The organism is Bacillus cereus group sp. BfR-BA-01316 (genome assembly GCF_022664195.1).
Lineage (GTDB): Bacteria > Bacillota > Bacilli > Bacillales > Bacillaceae_G > Bacillus_A.
In genome coordinates this window covers 1-19,168 of sequence record NZ_JAKUGX010000041.1, presented here as the reverse complement: position 1 = coordinate 19,168, position 19,168 = coordinate 1, and the positions used below count along the sequence as shown (strand labels likewise).

Sequence of the window (19,168 nt, the reverse complement as noted above, 5' to 3'; positions counted from 1 at the left end):
TAAAATAATTAGTAATAGCTTTTATTTTCTTGCAGCTTTTACTACAAATGATACAATAAGAATTAACACAATTGCCCCTAATAATGCTGGTACGACATGAATCCCACCAAATGATGGCCCAAAAGATCCAAATAATCTACTACCTAACCAAGCTCCTAGTAAACCAGCAATTATATTTCCAAACATACCAGCCGGAAAGTTTTTACCCGTTATAGAACTAGCAATTATACCTATAATAGCACCCACTATTAATGTGATAATCCATCCCATCTTTAGTCCTCCATTTCTATTATAGTTTGTATTATCAAATACAAGAGTAACTAAACTCTTATATAAGATTACGTATTTATCAACGCTAACCATATTCTACTATAGAAATACACCTACGAATATTTTATGTATGGAGATACATATATTATATGCAAAAAAGAAAAACATTGTCAAACTTACCCATAAATCAATTATAGTAATATAGCACATTTAAAGGAGGCGTTATTATCTATGATTCTTAAATTACTTCCCACTTCTTATGAAGTAGCAACATCCATTTTAAAGGTTCAAATTCCAGCTTATAAAATTGAAGCAGACTTTTTAAACAGTACTGCAATACCTCGTTTATATGATACTGTAAACGATATTCAAAATTGTGATGAAACATTCTATGGATATTTCTCTGAAAATAAACTCGTCGGCTTTATTTCTTTTATACAAGAAGAAGAACTAATCGATATCCACAGATTAGTTGTATCGCCCGATTTTTTTCAAAAAGGAATCGCAACGAAACTGCTACTTTATATATTTAACATGTTCCCTTCTTCAATGACATACATTGTACAAACAGGTAAAGCAAATACTCCTGCTCTCGCATTGTATAAAAAACACAGCTTCATTGAAATAACAGCTACAACACTACCTGATGGCCTGATTCTTACGCAGCTCAAAAAAAAACAGAAAACACTAAATAGTTTGACTTAATTGTTTATTTATGTTATTTTTTACTTTATAAAACCTTTTGCTGAGTCCAAATTTTGGAGCGGGGGAACCACTTATGTAGCTTTTTGCTACTTGGGGCGAATCTTTTTTAAGTAGGGACACTCTCACTTCCCGAGTCCGACAGCTAACCTCGTAAGCGTAATGGGAGAGGAAGGTGCTTTTTGCCTATGTTACACAGTATGCCTCCTTAGTTATAAATATGGGAACGATACCAATTAAAAACCTATATTTATAGAAAAGGAGACTGGTACAATGTTACGTTTATCAGATCACGCAATAAAAATGATGGAGCAAAGACTTCGACTAGAACAACACCGCACATATCAAGCAAATAAAGTTGTAGATAACTTACATCACAAATACTTCTTTCAGCATATTTTTCAGCCAAAAAGATAAGTACTGACCTTTAACAAAATACAGCGTACACTTTTTCGGTGTACGCTGTATTTTTCATTTTCTCGCTTTAATAATAAACGTCGTCGGCACCATTCTAGCTTTATATAAAGAATAGTACTTCGTAGACGACTCTGCTACTTCTCCATCAAATACACAAGATGGTTCAGGCTCTTCTATTCTCTCAATTGTAAATCCAGCTCTATTTAACTCATTTATGTACGTACTCATTTTTCTCTTATATAATGTCGCTTGTACTGCTTCTCCTTTAAATGTTTCAAACGTAATAGGAATCTCCTCATGATATGAAGAGCGTAAAACAATTTCTTCTGTTCCATACTGCAAATTTGAATATACCGGATGCTCCCAGCTAAAAATAAAACTTCCTCCTGGTTTCACATACGAATATATAAGTTCCAATGTTTTTCTTAAATTAGAAGTCCATCCTAATGCATAGATGGAATATACAATATCAAAATGTTCTTCTGGAATATTTAACTCCTCTTCCATCGCACCACATATTAACTTTGGATTCCAATCTTTTAGCGTTTCATTTGCTGTTTCAATTTGCGTACTCGAAAGATCAAGGCCCATAATTCCTCTGCCCCATTTTCCACCATATATTGCAACGAATGTCCACTACCACATCCGATATCTAGAACCGTTTTATTCTCAATTAAATCAAATAAATGAATTTCATCTTCTGATGCCGTATAAGGTCCATATTTAGGTAAACAATCTACTTGAAAAAAATGAGGTGCTACTATGTCCCAACACCTTTTATTCACTTTCAGCATTTTTGTTTGTTCCATACTTTGCATTCCCCCTTCTTTCTCTTCCACCAGTACTTTTTATACGTGAGGGCCTCATTTCCCTTTTAGATTAATGCCAACAAAAAAAGAGCAGCTTTTTCAGCTACTCCCTTTTCTTACGATGCATGATGATCTTTCTTCTTCATTAACGCTCTCTTCTTCATCGCTTTCGTTAAATATCCACCTTTAAATGAGCGGATTTCATAAGAAGACATAAACGCTTTCGGTGCAATTTCATTAACAATTTCTAAAAGTTCTTTTTCTCTCGAACGCTTTGCAACGATATCTAAGCGATAACGTATAGAGTTAATCCCTTCACCTTCAAATACTGTAACGCCAAATCCAGAGTGGCGTAATTCATCTACTAATTCATTGCAACGGTCTAGTAAACTGACTTGATAGGTAATATATCCAATTGCTAATTTATTCTCTATATAACCGCCTAATAATAGTCCCGCACTAAAGCCAATGACATAGGCAACAATATTCATCCAATTTGACAAATCTTGAAATACAATACCTAAACTTACAATGTAGATTGCTCCTTCTAACAATCCTACACCAGCAGCTGATCTTGTTTGATTCTTTACAAGCAAAATCGTACGGATTGTTAAAACTGGAACATAAATAATTTGAAGCACAAAAATAAGGAGCGCTTGTAACATTTATATCCACCTCTTTCAAAAAGTCTTTTGTCATAATAACATACAAAAGCTTTAGAAATCGATGGGTTTTTAAATTTTTTTTAATAATTTTTCGTACTATTGAAAAATCGAAAAAAGAAGCGTATTATATTTGGTCGTTAATTCGATTGTCATCATTGAATCGCTCATATTATATGAACTATTACGCAATTTATTCTCAAACACCAAAAAAGGAACCTCATTAGGCCCCTTTTATCATAGCTCTATGTTTTTAGAAGCCTTGTCTCTTTGCTTCTCTTCTTCTTTCACTAACTGCATATTTGCATAGGCTAAATTCGCAATCATTAAAAAGTGTCCACCTAATATCCCAGTACCAAATGCCCACATTTCCATTTCATGCTCAATTTCAAACATAATGATAGCCCCTAATATTGCGGCTGCAAATCGGTTTAGAACTCCTAATCCAGGAGCCTTTTCTTTCAGCACAATACTTCTTCCTAGTTTCTCAACTCTGCGAGCTAATAACCAAAGACAATATGCGCTTACTGCTAAACCGATACCAAAGCCTGTCACTTGCTTTCCAAACGGAGTAACCGCCCACATTAGTAGTAAACCACTAAAGATCGTATACAATTGTAATCGATATACACGTAAGGCTACTTGAATCAAAATATCCGCTCCTAATTTCACATTTTATTATGTGTCAGAAGAAAAGCAGCAACTTACACAGTTGCTGCTTTCTCTTGTTCTTGTTCCATTTTTTGAATTTCAACACGTTTAATTTGATAAGCATCTTTTTCTAACACTTTAAATTCATAGCCTTCTGCTTCAACGTATTGTCCTTCTTCGATTTCATGATTTTGCATCATAATCCATCCACCGATTGTATCCACATCGTCTTCTTCAATGTGTAATCCAAACAAATCTTTTACTTCTGTGATAAGCACTTTCCCATCAACAATTTTATGATACTCGTTCACATGTTGAATTGGCGGTGCTTCATCTTCATCATATTCATCACGAATTTCGCCGACGATTTCCTCCAATATATCTTCAAGCGTTACAATTCCAGCTGTTCCTCCGTACTCATCATATAAAACAGCCATCGGAATTCGCTTCTTCTGCATTTGCAGTAATAAATCATGAATTGGAGTTGTTTCCATAACTTCAATAATCGGACGCATATACGTGCGAATCGATGATAAATCTTCTTGATCGTTGTTCATATATCGAATAAAGAAATCTTTTACATTGACCATACCGATAATATCATCTTTATCTTCTCCAAAAATCGGATAACGTGTGTATCGTTCATTTTGGATTACTTTCATGTGTTCTTCTACTGAATCTTCAAGATAGAAACCAACGATTTCTGTACGCGGTACCATTATCTCTTTCGCAATACGATTATCAAATTCAAAGATATTATTTACATACTTGTATTCAGCTTGATTAATTTCTCCACTTTCGTAGCTCTCTGAAAGAATAAGACGTAACTCTTCTTCTGTATGAGCTACTTCATGTTCAGAAGCTGGCTTCAAACCGAATAAACCAGTTACAACACGAGCAGAACCATTCAATACCCAAATAAACGGATACATAACTTTATAGAATATCATTAACGGACCTGCTAATAACAATGTCACTTTTTCAGCTTTTTGAATTGCCATCGTTTTCGGAGCTAATTCCCCGACTACAACGTGCAAGTACGTCATCGTCATAAATGCAAGACCAAACGTTACTACTTGTGAAATAGACGGATTTAAATTCCATTTCTCAAATAATGGGTGTAATAATTTTTCTATCGTCGGTTCACCTAACCAACCAAGTCCCATCGCTGTAACTGTAATACCTAATTGACAAGCAGATAAATATTCATCTAAATTTGTTGTTACCTTTTTCGCTGCTAATGCACCGCGTTTCCCTTCCGCAACAAGCTGATCAATGCGACTTGAACGTATCTTAACAATCGCAAACTCTGCTGCTACGAAAAATCCAGTAAATGCGATTAAAATCGCAACCATGACTAAATTAAATATTTCCAATGAATCCCCTTAGTTAAAAAACTAAGGTGTCCACCTCCTGTATACTATAATGTTTTCTTATTTGTTCGTTAGAAAACATAGCCCGATACAAAAATTAAAGAGGTCGGATTTCACTTATTCTATAATAATAGAGCAAGTGTCTGTATTAAAGCTGTCGTTTGACCTGATAAAGATTTCGATATTTTTTCACGTTGTGAATCAGTCAATTCATCTAAAAGAGGCTTTAACTCCGTTAGCTCTGCTTCTAATCTATGAATATGGTCTGTCACTTCATTCACTTGTTTCGAAACGTGTTCATTGATACCGAGCAGCTTTTTCTTCTCCTCGATTCTCTCTTTAATCTCACAAAGCGGCATATGCATTTCTTTGCACTTCTCAATAAATCGTAATGTCTCAAATGCTGTTTCGTCGTAATAGCGATAATTAGATTGAGATCGCTCCGCTTTTAAGATTCCTAGATTCGTATAATAATCAATCGTTCGTTTCGACACGTGAGCCATGAGAGCCAACTGTCCGATTCGATACACCTTCCCAACGATCTTCCCCCCCTTGTTTATATTACTATTATCATACAATACATAAACTGTACAGTCAAACGTGACGGTTTGTTACACACAATTTCATAACACCCTTCAATAATCAGAAAATTAAGTTATAATATCATTATAAAAGAAGAAAGGAGACTACGCTCATGTACTACAACACTTCATTCGAAAACGATCAACCTGTAGGCCGTCTATAATCTAAGACGGGCATTCATATAACAAGTGCGCCATGCCTCGTCTTAGGGAATATATCATAACCCTAAAAATAGACGGAGGTAATTCAAATGAAACAAACAATTTTAGGAGCTATATGTTTATCACTAGCAGCAAGTATTTGGGGCGGTATGTATGTTGTTAGCAAATATGTACTCGACTTTATCCCACCACTTACACTCGTTTGGCTACGCTTTATTATCGCTTTTGTTGTTTTATATGTGATTTTGAAAACAACTGAAAAAAAGCAAAAGAAAAAAGTAACCATACACAAAAAAGATTGGCTATTATTCGCTTGGATTGGATTCATCGGGTATTTCATTTCGATCACATGTCAATTTATCGGAACAAAATTATCCGATGCGCATACAGGCTCCTTAGTAACATCAGCTACACCTGCATTTATGGTCATATTTGCAGCGCTCATTTTAAAAGAAAAACTAACTGCTCGTAGATTGTTATCAACTATCATCGCAACAATCGGTGTCATTATTGTTATCGGATGGGATATTGAAATTGGCTCCTATTTTATCGGTACAATCATTTTAGTTGGGGCTGCTATTACGTGGGCTTTACTGTCCATTTATGTAAAAATTGCTTCAACTCGATTTTCATCTTTAGTTATTACAACGTACGCTATATTCTTTTCACTCTTTTTTATTACACCTTTTATGATATGGGAATTTCAATCAAACCCTATTGAACATTTGAACATGTATGTAGTATTAGGCGTACTTTATTTAGGAATCGTCTCAACGGCAGGTGCATTTTTCCTTTGGAATAAAGGGTTAGAATTAATGGATGCTAGCATCGGCTCATTATTTTTCTTCTTCCAACCTATCGTTGGATCATTGCTTGGTTGGTTCTTATTAAATGAGACGTTAAGCAGTAACTTTTTCATTGGTGGTATTCTTATTATATGCAGCGTAATTATTACTACCTTTGAAAAGAAAAAATAGTATTAAAAAACAGGCAGAGACTTAGTCTCTGCCTGTTCGCATAATTGGATCTTGATCATGGAATCCAATACAAATTGGTATATTACTTTGCAAACCACTACATGCATTGATAAAACTACAGACCGTTCTAGCAATTAAATATACAGTTATGCCAATTGCCTTTTCATTTGTATCAAAGTTATTTTCAGCATATAAATCTGCTAATTCTACTGACCTCGGTCCCTCAATATCATATGTCCATTCACAAGCCCAATCATCATCCTCTTCTTCAAGTGGAATGTAATCCTCACAAACATAGAACTGACTATTCCATTCATTATCCAGATCATACTCAAAATAGATCGCTTTCGCCTCTTCACTTGCAGCAAGTTCTAATGCTTCTCTTAAACTTATTCTCATACTTTCTTTGTATGAATCTAAATAAATTGCTTTAATTCGTTCTGCATCCTCAATTGAAGCTAGCATACTACAAATTCCATAATACTTCGATTCTATTTCAGATACTTGTAATGAAAATATATCCTCTTGCATTTCTTCTAAATACTGAAATATTTCCAAACTAACTCACTCCATACTTTTTACGCAGTCCAATGCGCAGGACGGGACAACAATTTCGGCAATTTCGTATGTTTGTCCCCTTTCGCCGCGTTAATTTGAACTTGCGTAAGAAAAATACTATTTGTAAAATCTGTCCCTCTAATATCTGCATCACGCAAATCTGCTCCAATGAGATCTGCCCCTCGTAAGTCTGTACCACTTAAGTTAGCTGCAATTAAATATGCTCCTCTTAAATTTGCCCCTTGCAAATCTTTCTTTTTCAAATTCGCTCCCATAAGGTCTGCTCCGCGGTGACTGATTCGCTTCTTACGTGCAGCATTCATTTCCTTCCATACTAATTCGCTCGTTTCTAAAAGGAGAATGTTCACTTCTGCTCTGTGCATTGGAATATTTATTTTCATTAACTCATCTGGACTTAAATTCGAAAGACGCTCTGTCTCTTCAATTGCTTCCTTCAGATCTTTATGAATTGTCTGCGTCGCCTTTAATAGAATAGCCTCATTCAAATACCACAGCATTTCATGAAGCTGATGCATAACCGGAAAAGCATCATACATTTTTCTTGCATGCTCAGCATCTTTCCGCCAATCGATCCCTTTAAACGTAACTTGAGAAATCTTTTGTCCAGCACCGAAACATTCAAATACTGTACAACCTTTATAACCTTTTCCTCTAAGGTTTTTATGTATACTACATTTATAATCTGATTCTAAGTTAGAACACGGTTTACCACCATCTTTATTTACCGCAAAATCTACTGAAGCCGCGAACGGTAATGCTACACAACATAGACCAAAGCATTTTTCGCAGTTTGCTTTTAAATGATCGTTATGATTAGTCAAAATCTATACCCCCTGTTGTCTTTTGACTATTTCATAATATTCCAACTGCACTAAATAATCAATTTTAAAATAAACCGGCACCTTTCATTTCAAATCATAACTTTATGATTCGATTTCCTTTCAATTGAAAAAGACTATTTCTATCTAATGAATTATAATTAAATTATAAATATTCAAACTAAAAGAGGGATTACTATGGCACTAGAAATGAAAACAAACTGTCAAATTTGCGACCATTCCCTTCAGCCCGATTCTGAAGCATACATATGCGTGTACGAATGTACATTTTGTGCACCATGTACAGAGGAAAGACAAAATGTTTGCCCAAATTGCGGCGGAGAGTTAGTACGTAGACCGAGAAAGAAATAGAAAAAAGCAAAGCTATAGCGCTTTGCTTTTTTCTATTCCCTCTTTTTTTGGTATATGAATTTACATCGATGCTTTTGCCCAATCCACAGCAAACTTTTCAATACCTTGATCCGTTAATGGATTCATAGCAAGTTGTTCAATTACTTTTATTGATTCAAATGATTTTTAACTGCTCTTATAACTAATTCATGATCTACTTCTGGTGGTAATCCTGAGACTGTTATCATTCCAATAACCCCTACGTTTTTTATTCGGATGGGAAAGGATCCACCAAACGCAGCATATTCCGAGCCATCTAAACGGTATTTTTCATGATATGGGATTCCATTTATTTCACTTTCTATCTGCATATAATACGAGCTATGATTATGCAGAGAAACGACCCGTTTTTTACGCTCAATCCATTTCGTATTTTCCTCAGTTGTCCCTGTCATCTTGAAATGAAATAATTGCACACCATTTTTGGTTATATCAACAGCAATCAATTTCCCCTCTCTCTTTGCTGTTTCAACGATAAATAAACCTAATTGCAAGGCATCTTCATTTGTAAAAGAGGAAAATTGAAGTGTTTCCTCCTCCATTAAAATTTGTTTACTTATTTCACTCATATTTGAAGTACTCATATCTTTAGCCTCCCTAATTGTTTTATACCACATTGGCATTTTTTGAAATTACCAACCTCTATAGTACCGCCTTCTGAATCTAAATAAACTGCTGTAGCTTCGTTAGTAACTAGTACCATAAAGCTTGTTTTTTTCTTACTGGTACTATTATGAATTATATTTAACACATTAAAATTGTATGTACTTTAAAGTGCTATAGGTACTAAACATTTGGTACAGGAATTGTCTACTTCTGTAATTCAGCTAATTCATTATAAGAAATACAAAAAAAGCAAAGCGTCCACGCTTTGCTTCTTACAGAACCCCTTTTAACTTTTCACAAATTAACTTCGCCAAATACTCATAACCTTGTGGTCCAAAGTGCAATCCATCTTTTTCATCATCTTCTACAAATTTTTTATAATGCTGTTCTTGAATCATTTCAGCATACAAATTTAAAAAATGACTTCCTGTTTCTTTCGCCACTTCCTCAACCACGTCTGCATATTGGCCGAGTACTTCATTCGTTCTATTATGTTGCCTTACTTCATCAACTGGTGCCGGACTAATAAGTAGTACTTTTTCTGGTGAAATCGTACTTACAATTTTCTCTAAGTTTTCTTTATATACTTGTAATGGCACTTGAGCAAAAGAGACTGCATCATTCGTACCAATAAAGTGAAACTTTAATCAGTGGGGGTTTTGTTCATCCCCCACTGATTATTAGCCTTCACCAATCGGGCATTAACGGGCAGTTGACCTCCCACCTAACTTCTTTGCTCCAGCCAAATTTTGAGGTGGGAGCCTTACTGCCCGTTAATGCGGGAGAAAAACCGTTACGAAATTTGGTTCATATGATAATACATCCTCTTCAATCCTTTGTAGTGCATCGAACGTATTATCACCCGGAACACCCGTATTAAGCACCTTCAAGTTGGGAAGCATCTCTTGCAAACGTGGTGTTAATCTCGGTGTTCCATCAAAAAATATTTCATCAGCTGTAATACTATCACCAAAGCATACTAATGTTTTCATTAATCTAGCACTCCTTTACGTATGAAACAACTTTCCTTCTATCGCTTTCATATATCTTTCCGCAGAACGTTCAACTGCCTCATTTGCATTTTCTTTTACTACTCGGTGAAAAGCATTATATAGGCGATTAAATTGTAACGGCTTCACTCGATTCGCCATTTCTTCCACTTTCCTTGCTGGTAATGGAATTAAGTTTGGATAGCTATACATGAAGCTTACCCACTGCTGATCCGCTACAACTTGAATGATATCACCTGTTAATAATATACCTTTCCCATCATTTCCTTCTTCCCAATATAATACAGAACCGCCACTAAAATGTCCTCCGAGACGATGAATGGTAATTCCATCTGCTAATTGTAAAGACTCACCAGACCAGTAAATAATACGACTACTCGGGCGCATAACCCACTCTTTATCGTCTTCGTGTATATAAATTGGTACATCGAATGTTTCTGCCCATTCTACTTGTGTTGAATAATAATGCGGATGAGATAATGCAATTGCATCTAATCCGCCCCACTCTTTTATCTTCTCAATTGTCGTTTCATCTAAATAAGTAATACAATCCCATAGTAAACGATATGACTCTGTTTTTACTACAAATGCCGTCTGACCGATCGCAAATTCTGGTTTTGTCGTAATACTATAAAGCCCATTTTCTTCTTCTATAATTTCATTTTTATATGTATCACTCGTCTGCAAGTTTTCTAAACTCGTCCAAGACTGCCCTTTCGGATTAATATATTGTCTCTCCTCATCACAAATAAGACAACTTACCGGTTCTTCCACACTCGCTGCATACTGAACGCCACACGTTGTACAAACGAAATTATTCATAGTTATTCCCCTATCCCTTTAATTTTTTATTAAGCTGATATTTGTTGATAGTTTTCTGCTTTTTTATTTTCAATTGATAAGCTAAATCTCATTCATCCAATAACGCCAAGCTTCTAAGTAATCTTCTAAATCTTTCGGGTGATGTCTTAAACACGTATCGATACGCAAATATAAACCTATTACTATTTCTTCATATAAATCTCGGTCCCTTTTACGAAATGCACATTGTTTCATCACATACTGAATGGTTTCTTTCGTTAAATCTTCCGGAGTTGAACAGAACGCGTAAATTAAATCGTATATAGGATCTCCTAAGACTGGAAATGGATCTATCACACCATATAATTTATTTTCTCGGAATATAAAGTTATGGAATCCAAGATCGCCATGTAATAAAAACGGACTATCTATTCCAGTACCTCTTTTTGGACTATTTACAAGTGTAAGAACAAGCTGATGTTCTTCCTCACTTATGTACTGCCTCAAATTTCCACGAACTTCCATTACATTTGCTAATAAAAATTCTGTCCAAGATTGAACCGGACTATCTTTCCATCCCCATCCATCTATATCTGAAACTACTTCATACTTATTAATAGCTTCTTTTACAAGTGTACTAAGCGTAATTCGTTTATATCCACGTTCGCACGAAGTACTCCCTTCGAGGAATGAATACACAATATATCTATTTAAAGGTTCCTTATACAAAATCTTTGAAAATAAAGTATTCCCTTCATAAAAAGAAAGAAAATCAGCTTCTTCACGTATCACTTCCGATTCGTTCAGCTTTACAACGTATTTTCCATCCAATAAATATACTGTACTTGTCGTTCCTCCGTTTAACACTTTCATGCTTTTCGGATAATGTGAAATAACCTTCTCATTAACTAGTTGTTCAGCGATTATTGAAATGCCCATTTCCCCCACCCTTAATTCCGAAAATTCCCTTAATTCAAAAGACAACTTTACTATTATTTGACAAATCCAAGAGAATCCCTTCCAACATCTTAATATAACAGAAATTAATTTTTAATTTATTAAGACTGCCTCTTTCAATATTTCATCACATAATTCATTCCATTTATGATAATGTGATGCAATTTCTTCACTCCAAATGTTCTTCATATAATCTAGTAATTTCTATTGCAGGGTCTCTTTCTTTCAATTTAAGAGCCAAACTTTCTACACCAAACACTTCTGTAAATGTGTGGCTTCCTACAATCAAATTGATGCCTTTAAATTTCGCATGTTGCACTGTATATAATGTTTTTTCTCCTGTTATGTACGTATCGCAACCTTTTTCTAGCGCACGCTCAATAAGGTTTGTATTGTTTCCTGCACCTGTTAAAATCGCAATCCGTTTCACTGGCCTATCGTGATTTTCCCATCGCTTCACTTTCTCTTCCGTTCTCTCTTCAAGTTTTTTAACTAAATTTGAAAAGGGCATCGCTTCTTTATATTCTCCTATTCCCGGTAGCTCTTCTTCCTCATACGTGGAATATTCCAGTATTGTATCTATCCCAATTTCATTGAATAAAGACGTGCACGTGCCAAATTTCACAAAATCTAACGGCAAATGAATCCAAAAATGATTCATTTCATATTCTTTTAATTTCTCGATACAAGCTTCTTCCATACCGAATAAAAAACTCCACGGCGCATGATGTGTAACTATCATATCCACTCCGTTTTTATAAGCTTCCTCAATCGTCTCTAGCGTCAAATTTGTCGTGTAACCTATTTTGTGAAATTCCTCTTTACTAATGTGAGTGAAACCATACTCGTCATCACCGTATTTATGAAGATGCTCTCCAAAAAGTGATGTAATATGATCTTTAAACTGCGTTATATTCATTTTCATTTCTCCTTTCATTGACTTTTATATTTCAAAAATAAGGAAATACTATTTAACGACGTTACATACATATAGGAGGACAATATGAAACCTGAATTTTTAAAAGCTATACATGAAGCGATTGGAAATGTTGAACATATTCATATAGAAGAAAGTGGTGCAGATAGTTTACTCATTCATCATGATGATGCACAGCAATTAAAACAAGTTGCTGAAACGTTAGAGAGTAATAATTTCCGCTCTACTATTAGAACAGCTGGGGATGCTTCGTATATTGAAGTGTTGAACAGATAAGGAAGCCGGCTATATGACCGGCTTTCCTCTTTTAAATTGAGATTTCAAATTCATCTACATACACTGCAGTTCCAGAAATATCTATTTGTAATTTCTCGTTTTCTACATCTTTCTTTACATAAACCGTTACACGACCATCTTTATTGATTTCCTGTCCTTGCTCAACGATTAACTCCAGTTCATGGTCAAAATCTTTCTCCAAATACGTCGCATAATACGCTCCCATTACACCTGAAGCAGTTCCTGTCACTGGATCTTCTATTGTTCCAGAATAAGGTGATGAGAAATGACGACCGTGCATTTTTGCTTCTGCATCATATGCCTCTAAGCAAAGTGGATGAATAGCAACCTTTGGCATTTCTTTTAATACAGATGGAAATTCACTATTATTAGGTTTCATCCTTTCACATGCTTCAAGTTTTTTAATAGGTACAATTAAAGTCCAAATACCAGTACTTCCATATACAATCGGAAATTTTTCATCTAAATCATTTACTTCAAGACCAATACTGTAAGCTAATGCCTCTTTGGAACCTGTAAAATTTTGAAACCGCGGTGTTGCTTGTCTCATTTTAATAAAAGTTTCCCCACTTTTATTCGCACCTATATGTATCGGCAAAATCCCTGCCTTCGTTTCAATTGTTAAATTGTGCTTCCCTTCTAATAACCCTCTTTCATGAAGTGCATGTATAGTCCCTACTGTCGCATGACCACATAAATCATTTTCATGACCAGGCGTAAAATAGCGAATTCTTACATCTGCTACTTCTGAAGAAAGAACAAAAGCTGTTTCGTTAAATCCAACCTTTTCAGCAATGAGTTGCATTTCCTCTTCCGCTAATCCATCTCCTTCTAATACAATACCTGCTGGATTTCCCATATTCGGTTTATTACTAAATGCATCATAATGGACTACGTTTACTTTTTTCATTCTCATATCCCCTAATCCTCTTTTAAAATTTTTTTGAAGGTCCAAATATATTTTGAATGGTTGTAAGATCGTACATTACCACTTCAACTCCCCTACACCCGGTTCAATAAACTTACCCGAAACATCCTCATTTGAATCCATTACCCAATCATATATATGTTGAGCTCCTTCAGCAGGAGTCATATTCGCATCAAAAGCACCAATTTCAGTCTTTAATTTCCCAGGGTGAATTGCGGTTACACTAATTCCTTTATCCTCAAACTCTTGTTGTAAACAGAGTGTTAACATATTTTGTGCAGCCTTGGCAATCCGATATGAATACGAAAACTCTCCTTGCGGAAATTCTTTTTCGGCCATTTTGTGTAATGAACCTAATCGAGAGGATATATTGATAATTCTCGGATGTTTCGACCTAGTTAAAGCCGTATATGTACCTTTTATAGCTCGAATTACACCTAAGCAATGAATATTAAATAGTTCCGTTAACTCTTCTGAATTGGTACGTAAAACCTCAGTTTCCTTTCCAGGTATCCCAGCGTTATTTATAACTAAATCGAGATGCTCCGTATATTTCTCAAGCTGCTCCTTAATACGTTCAGTACTATCATCAGCTGATAAATTTGCTAATATAGGAAAACATCTAGAAGTACACATCTGTTTTAATTGTTCTATCGCTTCCTCACTTCTAACTAGCGGATAAACAAGATGTCCATTCTCATGAAATACTTTTACTAACTGTAACCCTAATCCCCGATTTCCACCTGTAATAAAAACCCTCATATATCCATCTCCTTATTTTTATAATAAATAAGAAAATCTGCCCACTTACCATTCCCCATAGAAAATGCCTCTCTCATACATTCAAATGAAAAACCAGCTCTTTCTGCCAAACGAACAGATGGCTCATTATCAACATTTATATGTAATTCAATTCTATGAAATTGAAGACTATTAAAAAACAACGGTAACGCCGATTTTACACTTTCGATCCCGTATCCATTTTTCCAAAATTGATTATGGATAGAGTACCCCATCATTGCCCATTGATAATCCATACGTAAAATTTTAATAAGCTCTAGCTTTCCAATATTTGCGCCATCTTCTTTCCGAAAAATACCTAATACGTACATTTCATCTCGATGTGCAGCTTCATCAAAACCTCTTATCCATTCCATGAACCATTCTATTGTTGAAGACGACATATCATGATAGCCATCATCGTATTTATGTTGAGATGGTAACCTCTTATTGAATCCATCTATCCAACTTACATAATCCTCTTTTTGAAATGGACGGATAATGAGTCTTTCTGTCTCTACTTGTAATAGCGGCAGTTTCATTTACATCTCTTCCTTTGATTATTTGATTGAATATTCTTTATTATCTTACACAAAATACAAAATCTAGTAAATTATTATGTTTTTTATAAAGAAAAATCCAGTTATGCTTACTACATAACTGGATTCCTTATCGTTTAACAACTTTTTATTTTAAAATAACAACTTCTCTTAATTCCCTCTTCAACACTTTCCCTAAAGCGTTTTTCGGTAATTCATTCATAAATACAACTTCAGGTATTTTATAATTTGCTAGTTTTCTTTTACAATGTTGAATAATTTCTTCTTCTGTTAAAGATGTTTGAATATCTTTTACAATGTAAGCTGTTGGAATATCTCCCCAAAAGTCATTTGGAACTCCAACTACTGCAACTTCTAAAACACCATTTATTTCATGAATTACATCTTCTACTTGATCCGGATATACGTTGTCACCACCGTGCACGATAACGTCTTTATATCTTCCCATAATATGTAGGAATCCATCATCATCTATCATGCCGGCATCACCCATGTTAAACCAATTATCTTTCACTACCTTCTTTGTCGCTTTTTCGTTATTCCAATATCCTTTAAACATGTAAGGACTTCTTACGTGGATTTCTCCAACTTCATTCGTTGCTAGTTCATCACCTGTTTCTGGATGAATAATTTTTAACTCTACATGTTTAAGAGTTTTCCCTACAGAAGACATTTTTTCTTTTCCCATATTTGGATGCCATGAAGTTACTACCCAACCTTCTGTACTACCATAGCCTTGCACCATATATATTCCTTTTTTCATATATTTTTGAATGAGCGTTTCTGGTACTTTTGTACCACCGCTTTGTGCTACTTTAAAGGTCGAAATGTTACGCTCTTTTTTATTTAATTCATCAAGCATATAACTATAAACTGCTGGAAACGCAAGCATCGTAGTAATTTTCTCTTCTTCAATCTTATCCCAAATGTGAGTAGGATTCGAATCAGCTAAGAAAATCATCGTAATGCCATGATAAATACAATTTAAAATAGAAAGCACGCCACTCATATGAAACAATGGATGCACTGATAAAAAGCGTTCACCTGCTGGAATTTCTCTTTGCCCCGCAATCTCAGTAAAATAATGATGTAAATTTTTATGACCAATTACGCAGGCTTTTGCACTTCCAGTCGTTCCTGAAGTAAATAAGAAAATAGCATCATCGTCTTCATGAACTGCCACGTTCGGTTCTGTTATTGGTTGTTCTTTTAGTTTTAATTCAAAAGAACCGAAACCTTCTGTTGTTGTTTCAATTACATTAGGAATTTCTTTAACTACATCAATCTTTAATACAACTTCACTAAATTCATCATCAATAACTAATACTTTTAATCTCGCTTCTTTTACAATCGATTCTAATTCATAAGCAGTAAGCTGATGATTAAGCGGAATAAATACCGCGCCAATTTTTAAACTTGCCATCATAACACTTGAAAACGGATGATTATTTTTGCATAAGATTCCTATGCGATCTCCTCTTTGCACACCGTTATGTAACAAATAATGTGCAATCTGATTTACTCGTTCATTATATTGCTGAAACGAATACCTTTTCTCTCCCCCTACAAGCGCCTCCAAATTCGGTGATTGCATTGCTCTTTTTTGTAATAATTGTCGCATCGTTCTCAAGTAAAACTCCCCTTTATATATGTTAGGTTTTTTATTTTACCAGATTAATTATTAATTTACTAAAGATTACACTTAGTGAATATAAAACGAATAAAAAATAGCCATCTACTTAACAAGTAAATGGCTATTTTTCCTTATATATTAGAATACTTCTTATTCATAACATATTTCACATACTCAGGTGCACTTTTGTCAATCTCTTCATCACTGATTTCATATTCTGCTCCGTATAAATAAAATGATGGTATAAATTCCATTCCTGTATATAAGCACGTAGCGTGAAATGGTTTCGTCAACTCATCCATCGTAATTCCGCTATTTTTATAGTCTTTTTCTAATCCACCTATAGAAATAGCTATACCAAATTCTTTCCCCTTCACTTTATCCCCTTTTGATCCATAGGCAAATCCATATGTTAATACATCATCGAACCATTTTTTTAATAATGGTGGTGAGCTATACCAGTAGAGCGGAAATTGAAATATATAGCGGTCGTGCTCTACTAACAGCTTTTGTTCTCCTTCAATATTAAACTCCCAATTTGGTGCCACTTTATATAATTCATGCACCGTTATTTCGTCCGAATATTTCTCAAGTTCTTCTACCCATCTTTTATTAATTCGAGACTTTTCAATATCAGGATGTGCTACAATTACAAGTGTTTTCATATATTTTCTTCCCCCTTATAAATAATTCAAACCCTTTAGTATTAGTATGAATGAGTCACATATAATTGAAAAGTACGTACTTTCAGGTACTATAGGAACCTTAAAGTACCTGTGGAGGTGTTATATGAATCAAAATGATGGTTGCCCAATCGCAACAACACTCGAAGTAATCGGCGGAAAATGGAAAGTTCATATATTATGTATTTTGATGGATGGAAAAATGCGAACGAATGAAATAAAACGAGAAATCCCAAACATTACGCAAAAAGTTCTTACACAACAACTTCGGCAACTTGAAGCTGATGGAATTATCCATCGTACTGTATATCAAGAAGTACCACCAAAGGTTGAGTACACAATAAGCGAACATGGAAAATCCTTAATGCAAATTATGGATGAACTATTTGAATGGGGAAAAGATCATCAGATCAAAAGGTTAAATGACTAAAAGAACCCTACCAACTTTGTTAAATACTCTACGTTCATATTTAGCAATCTCAAGATTTCTTATGAGCTTACATACTAGTGGGAACGTCACATCACTATCAAGCTAACAAAAAAAAACTAATAAGAAAATTTTCATTTTTATGGTACATTAAAACTTTAGCTTGATAGCGATGCGGCAGGACCCAAACAAAGAAATGGATTAGACAAATTAAAAACAACACTGCATACGACTAATGTTAATAAGAAAATTACATATATTTATAAATGTAATTCTTATGTAAAAATCTTAAAAAATTATAGCCACAGAATTGCTTTCGTATCCTCTTCTTAATTTTGAAGCCTGGACAGTCAGCATTTAAAACAAACTTAATAATATCGCTTTTGTACGATCGTCCGTTACTTCATAATAAATTTCTAATCCTTTCCGAGTACCTGTAATGATTTTAACAGCTCGTAGTTTAGATAAATGTTGACTAATTGTACTTTGAGGCATTTGTAATGTTTCATACATTGTTGTTACGTTAGTAGGGCCTTTTGTAAGCATTATTTCTACTAAGGATAAACGGACAGGATGCGCCAATACCTTTAATACTTCAGTAATCTCTTCATATATTTCTTTTTTTGCTTTCATATTTCTTTCTCCCCTTTTATATAAATATTAATGATATCCATATATATAATTCGAAAGTATATATGATTTTATGTCCGTCATTTTAAAAATTTTAATATTAAAAATCCCTTCACTTTGAAACTAGAGGGATTTATTAACATAAAACGAATTCCCATCTTCAATATTCTATAGATTCTTCTTTCCATTCCCTTGATGTTGTGTGGCAGAAATGTTTTTATCCTCATTTTTAGGCCCGTTATTTTCGTTTATATTTCCTTGCTGACCCTCATTATTTTCTTGTTTATATCCCCTACCGTTGTTTCCTTGCTGGTGTCCATTATTTCCTTGCTGAGTTCCTCTACCGTTATTCTCTTGCTGATGTCCACTATTTTCTTTTTGAGGCCCTCTACCGTTGTTCTCTTGCTGATGTCCATTATTTCCTTGCTGAGATTCTCTACCTTTATTATCTTGCTGAGACTCTCTACCATTGTTCTCTTGCTGGTGTCCATTATTTCCTTGCTGAGA

The 19,168-nt window shown here is 34.6% G+C and carries 23 protein-coding genes, 4 pseudogenes and 1 riboswitch; of the genes and pseudogenes, 6 read left to right on the top strand and 21 right to left on the bottom strand.

Going from position 1 to position 19,168, the window contains the following annotated elements; genetic code table 11:
• Positions 1-21: 21 nt before the first annotated feature.
• Positions 22-270 (bottom strand): GlsB/YeaQ/YmgE family stress response membrane protein, encoded by a 249-nt coding sequence (locus MR071_RS22830; protein ID WP_002033357.1) that lies wholly within the window; start codon positions 268-270, stop codon positions 22-24.
• 231 nt (positions 271-501) lie between these two features.
• Between MR071_RS22830 and MR071_RS22825 the strand changes: the two genes are divergently transcribed.
• Both MR071_RS22825 and MR071_RS22820 read left to right on the top strand, forming a co-directional pair.
• Positions 502-975, top strand: a complete 474-nt coding sequence (locus MR071_RS22825; protein ID WP_242238079.1) for a GNAT family N-acetyltransferase — start codon at positions 502-504, stop codon at positions 973-975.
• A 28-nt stretch (positions 976-1,003) separates the two neighbouring features.
• Positions 1,004-1,148: riboswitch (cyclic di-AMP (ydaO/yuaA leader) on the top strand.
• A 97-nt stretch (positions 1,149-1,245) separates the two neighbouring features.
• Positions 1,246-1,389 (top strand): hypothetical protein, encoded by a 144-nt coding sequence (locus MR071_RS22820; RefSeq protein WP_000945246.1) that lies wholly within the window; start codon positions 1,246-1,248, stop codon positions 1,387-1,389.
• A gap of 54 nt (positions 1,390-1,443) precedes the next feature.
• On the opposite strand, the pseudogene MR071_RS22815 reads toward MR071_RS22820, so the two are convergent.
• The 5 genes and pseudogenes from MR071_RS22815 to MR071_RS22795 form a co-directional block, all read right to left on the bottom strand.
• Positions 1,444-2,198: pseudogene (locus MR071_RS22815) on the bottom strand (class I SAM-dependent methyltransferase).
• Between the two features lie 116 nt (positions 2,199-2,314).
• Positions 2,315-2,863, bottom strand: coding sequence for a DUF2179 domain-containing protein (locus MR071_RS22810; protein WP_242238078.1), 549 nt, complete (start codon positions 2,861-2,863; stop codon positions 2,315-2,317).
• Between the two features lie 234 nt (positions 2,864-3,097).
• Complete coding sequence (locus tag MR071_RS22805; protein ID WP_242238077.1) at positions 3,098-3,511, bottom strand: ATP synthase subunit I; 414 nt, start codon at positions 3,509-3,511, stop codon at positions 3,098-3,100.
• Between the two features lie 53 nt (positions 3,512-3,564).
• Positions 3,565-4,887, bottom strand: a complete 1,323-nt coding sequence (locus tag MR071_RS22800; RefSeq protein ID WP_242238076.1) for a hemolysin family protein — start codon at positions 4,885-4,887, stop codon at positions 3,565-3,567.
• 119 nt (positions 4,888-5,006) lie between these two features.
• Positions 5,007-5,414 (bottom strand): MerR family transcriptional regulator, encoded by a 408-nt coding sequence (locus tag MR071_RS22795; RefSeq protein ID WP_105587319.1) that lies wholly within the window; start codon positions 5,412-5,414, stop codon positions 5,007-5,009.
• Positions 5,415-5,716: 302 nt separating this feature from the next.
• On the opposite strand from MR071_RS22795, the gene MR071_RS22790 reads away from it, so the two are divergent.
• Positions 5,717-6,604, top strand: coding sequence for a DMT family transporter (locus MR071_RS22790; protein ID WP_105587320.1), 888 nt, complete (start codon positions 5,717-5,719; stop codon positions 6,602-6,604).
• A 21-nt stretch (positions 6,605-6,625) separates the two neighbouring features.
• Here MR071_RS22790 and MR071_RS22785 read toward each other — a convergent pair whose 3' ends face one another.
• The gene (locus MR071_RS22785; protein WP_105587321.1) at positions 6,626-7,162 is read right to left on the bottom strand and encodes a hypothetical protein; all 537 of its coding nucleotides are present in this window, start codon (positions 7,160-7,162) and stop codon (positions 6,626-6,628) included.
• Between the two features lie 20 nt (positions 7,163-7,182).
• Complete coding sequence (locus MR071_RS22780; protein ID WP_309243143.1) at positions 7,183-8,007, bottom strand: pentapeptide repeat-containing protein; 825 nt, start codon at positions 8,005-8,007, stop codon at positions 7,183-7,185.
• A 192-nt stretch (positions 8,008-8,199) separates the two neighbouring features.
• Here MR071_RS22780 and MR071_RS22775 point away from each other — a divergent pair, with 192 nt between their 5' ends.
• Entirely contained in the window at positions 8,200-8,373 is a 174-nt protein-coding gene (locus tag MR071_RS22775) for a DUF1272 domain-containing protein (protein ID WP_105587323.1), read from the top strand.
• A 60-nt stretch (positions 8,374-8,433) separates the two neighbouring features.
• Here MR071_RS22775 and MR071_RS22770 read toward each other — a convergent pair.
• From MR071_RS22770 to MR071_RS22740, 6 genes and pseudogenes are all read right to left on the bottom strand, one after another.
• A pseudogene (locus tag MR071_RS22770) lies at positions 8,434-8,520 on the bottom strand (fructose-6-phosphate aldolase); the annotation flags it as partial.
• Positions 8,520-8,996 (bottom strand): heme-degrading domain-containing protein, encoded by a 477-nt coding sequence (locus MR071_RS22765; protein ID WP_105587324.1) that lies wholly within the window; start codon positions 8,994-8,996, stop codon positions 8,520-8,522. The gene MR071_RS22765 and the pseudogene MR071_RS22770, both read right to left, overlap by 1 nt.
• A 294-nt stretch (positions 8,997-9,290) precedes the next feature.
• Positions 9,291-10,010 (bottom strand): annotated as a pseudogene (locus MR071_RS25875) (SGNH/GDSL hydrolase family protein).
• Between the two features lie 15 nt (positions 10,011-10,025).
• Entirely contained in the window at positions 10,026-10,850 is an 825-nt protein-coding gene (locus MR071_RS22750; protein WP_105587326.1) for an MBL fold metallo-hydrolase, read from the bottom strand.
• Between the two features lie 81 nt (positions 10,851-10,931).
• Positions 10,932-11,768 carry an aminoglycoside phosphotransferase family protein gene (locus MR071_RS22745; RefSeq protein ID WP_105587327.1) on the bottom strand — a complete coding sequence of 279 codons (837 nt, stop codon included), beginning with the start codon at positions 11,766-11,768 and terminating at the stop codon, positions 10,932-10,934.
• Positions 11,769-11,955: 187 nt separating this feature from the next.
• Positions 11,956-12,705, bottom strand: a complete 750-nt coding sequence (locus MR071_RS22740; RefSeq protein WP_105587328.1) for a Nif3-like dinuclear metal center hexameric protein — start codon at positions 12,703-12,705, stop codon at positions 11,956-11,958.
• 84 nt (positions 12,706-12,789) lie between these two features.
• Between MR071_RS22740 and MR071_RS22735 the strand changes: the two genes are divergently transcribed.
• A complete protein-coding gene (locus MR071_RS22735; protein WP_105587329.1) occupies positions 12,790-12,999 on the top strand; it encodes a hypothetical protein in 210 nt (69 codons plus the stop codon).
• Between the two features lie 31 nt (positions 13,000-13,030).
• Here MR071_RS22735 and MR071_RS22730 read toward each other — a convergent pair whose 3' ends face one another.
• From MR071_RS22730 to MR071_RS22710, 5 genes are all read right to left on the bottom strand, one after another.
• A complete protein-coding gene (locus MR071_RS22730; protein ID WP_242238074.1) occupies positions 13,031-13,930 on the bottom strand; it encodes a PhzF family phenazine biosynthesis isomerase in 900 nt (299 codons plus the stop codon).
• 75 nt (positions 13,931-14,005) lie between these two features.
• The gene (locus MR071_RS22725) at positions 14,006-14,710 is read right to left on the bottom strand and encodes an SDR family NAD(P)-dependent oxidoreductase (RefSeq protein WP_105587331.1); all 705 of its coding nucleotides are present in this window, start codon (positions 14,708-14,710) and stop codon (positions 14,006-14,008) included.
• On the bottom strand, positions 14,707-15,270 hold the full coding sequence (locus MR071_RS22720) for a GNAT family N-acetyltransferase (RefSeq protein WP_242238073.1): 564 nt from the start codon (positions 15,268-15,270) through the stop codon (positions 14,707-14,709). The genes MR071_RS22725 and MR071_RS22720 overlap by 4 nt, the downstream gene beginning before the upstream one ends.
• A 145-nt stretch (positions 15,271-15,415) precedes the next feature.
• A complete protein-coding gene (locus MR071_RS22715) occupies positions 15,416-16,918 on the bottom strand; it encodes a class I adenylate-forming enzyme family protein (RefSeq protein ID WP_242238072.1) in 1,503 nt (500 codons plus the stop codon).
• Positions 16,919-17,052: 134 nt separating this feature from the next.
• On the bottom strand, positions 17,053-17,586 hold the full coding sequence (locus MR071_RS22710; protein WP_105587334.1) for an NAD(P)H-dependent oxidoreductase: 534 nt from the start codon (positions 17,584-17,586) through the stop codon (positions 17,053-17,055).
• Between the two features lie 124 nt (positions 17,587-17,710).
• Here MR071_RS22710 and MR071_RS22705 point away from each other — a divergent pair, with 124 nt between their 5' ends.
• A complete protein-coding gene (locus MR071_RS22705; protein ID WP_105587335.1) occupies positions 17,711-18,034 on the top strand; it encodes a winged helix-turn-helix transcriptional regulator in 324 nt (107 codons plus the stop codon).
• Between the two features lie 354 nt (positions 18,035-18,388).
• Here MR071_RS22705 and MR071_RS22700 read toward each other — a convergent pair whose 3' ends face one another.
• Both MR071_RS22700 and MR071_RS22695 read right to left on the bottom strand, forming a co-directional pair.
• Positions 18,389-18,664 carry an ArsR/SmtB family transcription factor gene (locus MR071_RS22700; RefSeq protein ID WP_105587336.1) on the bottom strand — a complete coding sequence of 92 codons (276 nt, stop codon included), beginning with the start codon at positions 18,662-18,664 and terminating at the stop codon, positions 18,389-18,391.
• A 165-nt stretch (positions 18,665-18,829) separates the two neighbouring features.
• Positions 18,830-19,168, bottom strand: a pseudogene (locus MR071_RS22695) (hypothetical protein); the annotation flags it as partial.